Genomic DNA, 3,528 nt, shown 5'->3' on the forward strand with positions numbered 1-3,528 from the left:
GGATGTAGGCGGCGATGCGTTCCGGCCGAGGCTCGTCATCTCGGTGCCGCCTTCGATGGCGATGGGCTGGCTTTCCGAACGCCTCGCCGGCTTTGTCGCCAGCCACGGCGCCGCGGATATTTCGCTGAGAGGCGAGGACGACCCTGTGCCGTTCGACCATGAGATGGTCGACATCCGGCTATCCTACGGCCCGCACTATCGCGAGCATCCGACCGAGGAGATCGCGCGGGATGCGGTCTATCCGGTCTGCGCGCCCAGCCTTGCCGGTGCAGCCAAGCCGGAAACTCTCGCCGGCCTGCCGTTGATCCACACCGACTGGGGCCCGACCGGTGCTGCCTTTCCGTCCTGGCGCAACTGGCTCGAGGCGGGGGGCATCGCGCCGGGCCGGTCGGCCCAGCGCGGCCTTTCGGCCAACTCGTCGCGGGCCGCACTCGATCTCGCCATGTCGGGATTGGGCGTGGCGCTGGCGCAAGGCATCTACTGCGCCCGGGCGCTGGAAGACGGCAGGCTGGTCCGGCCGGTTGCCCGAGCGCTGGAATTGCGCCAGCCTTATTGCCTGACGATCCCTGAACGCAGCGCAAGGCGCGATGTGCTGGCGGCGTTTCGCGAGTGGCTGATCGCGGAATGCGTGCGCGCGGTCAGGTCGCCGGCGCTCGGTGCCTAGCAGTCAGAGATGCCCGGCCAGGGCCGCGACCATGTCCTTGCTGGTGGCTACCGGAACGATCTCGAACTCCACCAGATCGGCCCATTCGATGACCCAACGCTGCAGCAGCGTGACGTCATCGGCCTCGACAAGCAGGAAGCAGCGGCTCATGTCGCCTGCGATCCAGCTATGGTGAACGACAAGCGCGTCCGGTTTCAGCCGGCCCCGATCGCGGAACCGCCGGTAGATTTCCTTGCGGTCGCAGCCGCGAAAATCCTCGACAACGAAAAACAGCATCTTGCCCCCATTCAGTTGATTGTCTTAGCCGGATTCAGCGACGCCAGGCGATCCCGTCCGGATGCAAAATGCTTTAGCGACCAGTGCGCTCCAGCCGCTCCAGGAACCATTGCGTAAGCCGCACCCAGAGCTCGTCCTTCTCGCCGGAATCCTCCCAGCCATGGTCGAGATTGGGGTTATCGTTGACCTCGATGACGAAGACGCCGTCCTTGGTTTCCTTGAGGTCGACGCCGTAGAGCCCGTCGCCGATGCAGCGCGCCGCCTTGACCGCCGTCTCGACCACGTGCGGCGGCGTCTGCTTCAGCGTGAAGGTCTTGATGCCGCCCTGATCGGGCTTGCCGTTAGCCTTGTGGTTGACGATCTGCCAGTGTTTTTTGGCCATCAGGTAATGCACGGCAAACAGCGGTTGGCCGCCGAGCACGCCGACGCGCCAATCATATTCGGTGGGGATGAATTTCTGCGCGATGAGGAGGTCGGAATCCTCCAGCCACTCGGTCGCCAGCTTTGTCAGATCGGCAAGGTTCTCGCATTTCTTGACCCCGCGCGAGAAGGATGAGTCCGGGATTTTCAGCACCAGCGGAAAGCCCAGCGTCTGGGCGGCGAGCTCCAGATCGGAGGTGCCGGCAATCATCACCGTCGGCGGTACCGGCACCTTGTTGTAGGTCATCAGCTCGTTGAGATAGACCTTGTTGGTGCAGCGGATCATCGACAGCGGGTCGTCGATCACCGGCATGCCCTCCTGCTGGGCGCGGCGCGCGAAGCGGTAGGTGTGGTTGGAGATGGATGTCGTCTCGCGGATGAACAGCGCGTCGTAATTGGCGAGCTTGGCCAAATCCTTCCTGGTGATCGGCTCGACCTCGACGCCCATCTTCTCCGCGATCCTCGCCCAGTAGCGCAGGGACGAAATCTCCGAAGGCGGCAATTCCTCATGCGGATCGACGAGCGTCGCGAACGTGTAGCGCGCCGGCGTGCGCCCCTTGGTGTCGCGCCACTCGCGGTTGGTGTAGGTCTCCAGGCATTGCAGGAAGACTTCTTCTTGCTCCTCGCTCATGCGCGCGAGCGGCAGGAAGCCGATCTTGCGGATCGAAGCCCATTCGGCGCTGTCCTTGATGTGGACCTCGAGCGCCGGCGCGCGAAACCAGTCGAACAAGAGCTTGGTGAACCGGTCCCAAACTTTCGAGGGCCCGATGCCAAAAAAGACTGCGACCTTCGTCGGAAAGGTTCCGTCAAGATCCTTGCGGCATTTGTTGAGAGCGAGCTCGAGTTCCGGCAACGCATGCTCATAGAGCTTGCGCTCCGACAGATCGATCATGGTCTCGACGGTCGGAATCACTTTGTGGCCGCGCGATCCGGCGAGCAGCGAGGCATAATAGCCGCGGCTCTGATAGCCGTAGTTGTTCGAAAGGTTGATCACCTTCGGCCGCTGGCCGCGAAACAGCGCCGGATGCGCGAGATAGTCGCGGTTGGTGATGATCTTGTGCGGCGTCGCCACCTGGTCGAGATCGTTCTGCCTGCCTGTTAGGATGACCCAGGTCATTGTGTCAGCGTTTTCCCAGGTTGATGGCGGCGCGCAACCCGTCGCGGCCGAACTGAGCCATGTTCATGAAGATGCCATAGGGCACGGGAATGTTGGCGGCGTCGAGGATGGTTTCCTGCCTTTCGTCTTCGACCCAAGGATCGTGGATGAGGATATGGTCGCCGTCGTCGCCGATGGCCAGCACCCAATGCGGCACCTTCTTGCCGAACATCAGGAAGCCGCTGATCAGCACCAGCACCAGCTTGCCCTCGGCAAGGGCGGCGCGGATGTCGTCGATGCCGAACGGACGGTAATTCACCGGGATGCCGTAAAGTTCCGCGCGCCGGCGGAAGTCGACCTGGGCGAGCTCCATCACCCGGCGCTTGTCCTCGCTGCGCACCGACTGCAGGAACAGCGCGCCGTGAAAGGATACGAAGATCTCGGCGGCAAGCCCGCTTTCATAGCCGGCAACCGCCAGGCCGAAAGGCTCGCAGCCGCCCGGCCCCGACATCATGAATACCGTGGTCGCCTCGCGCCACAGGCGTATTTCCATGACCGGATCGGGCACGAAGCCGGAATCGAAATTGGCCATTGCCATCATCAGGCAGCACGGACCGCAGGTGAACTCGCAGGTCTGCTGGTAAAACGGCACCCCGGTGCTGGTCGGGACATCGCCGCGCAGCGTCTTTTCGTAACGCAGCGCGGTGGCGCCGTCCTCGTAATAGTCGGGCTCGCGGCCGATTTTTCGGTAGCCTGCCTGCTCGTAGATGCCGATGGCGCGCTGATTGTCCTCGCGAACCTCGAGCCGCAGCATCATGCGATCGTGTTCATAAGCCGCCTCTTCGGCCGCGGCCAGCAGTTGGCGGCCGATGCCGAGATTGCCGAAGAACGGACCGACGGCGATGGAATAGAGCCGGGCCACGCCGCTGCCCTTGCGAAACAAGACCACCGCGTAGCCGGCGACATGGCCGTCATTCTCGGCCACCAGCATCTCGGCGGTCTCACGCTCGATCAACTGGCGAAAAGAGCGGCGCGACAGGCGATCGCTTGAGAAAACAGCCTTCTCGATGGC

4 protein-coding genes are annotated in these 3,528 nt (G+C 63.2%); 1 reads left to right on the forward strand and 3 read right to left on the reverse strand.

Going from position 1 to position 3,528, the window contains the following annotated elements:
• The coding region (locus tag EOA79_RS30730; RefSeq protein ID WP_128293602.1) for a LysR substrate-binding domain-containing protein at window positions 1-664 on the forward strand (664 nt) is incomplete at its 5' end.
• A gap of 3 nt (window positions 665-667) precedes the next feature.
• On the opposite strand, the gene EOA79_RS30735 is transcribed toward EOA79_RS30730, so the two are convergent.
• The 3 genes from EOA79_RS30735 to EOA79_RS30745 form a co-directional block, all read right to left on the reverse strand.
• A complete protein-coding gene (locus EOA79_RS30735; protein WP_067321136.1) occupies window positions 668-940 on the reverse strand; it encodes a DUF3303 family protein in 273 nt (90 codons plus the stop codon).
• 73 nt (window positions 941-1,013) lie between these two features.
• Window positions 1,014-2,477, reverse strand: a complete 1,464-nt coding sequence (locus EOA79_RS30740; RefSeq protein WP_067321133.1) for a RimK family protein — start codon at window positions 2,475-2,477, stop codon at window positions 1,014-1,016.
• Window positions 2,478-2,481: 4 nt separating this feature from the next.
• Window positions 2,482-3,528: peptidase C39 family protein (locus EOA79_RS30745; RefSeq protein WP_128293604.1), on the reverse strand; the 1,047-nt coding region annotated here is incomplete at its 5' end.

The sequence above is a fragment of the Mesorhizobium sp. M1A.F.Ca.IN.020.03.2.1 genome (genome assembly GCF_004023205.1).
Taxonomy (GTDB): domain Bacteria; phylum Pseudomonadota; class Alphaproteobacteria; order Rhizobiales; family Rhizobiaceae; genus Mesorhizobium.

What these genes read in the sequence shown, in the direction of transcription:
- EOA79_RS30735 (WP_067321136.1), bottom strand. Translation starts at nt 940, where the DNA reads ATGCTGTTTTTCGTTGTCGAGGATTTTCGCGGCTGCGACCGCAAGGAA.
- EOA79_RS30740 (WP_067321133.1), bottom strand. Translation starts at nt 2,477, where the DNA reads ATGACCTGGGTCATCCTAACAGGCAGGCAGAACGATCTCGACCAGGTG.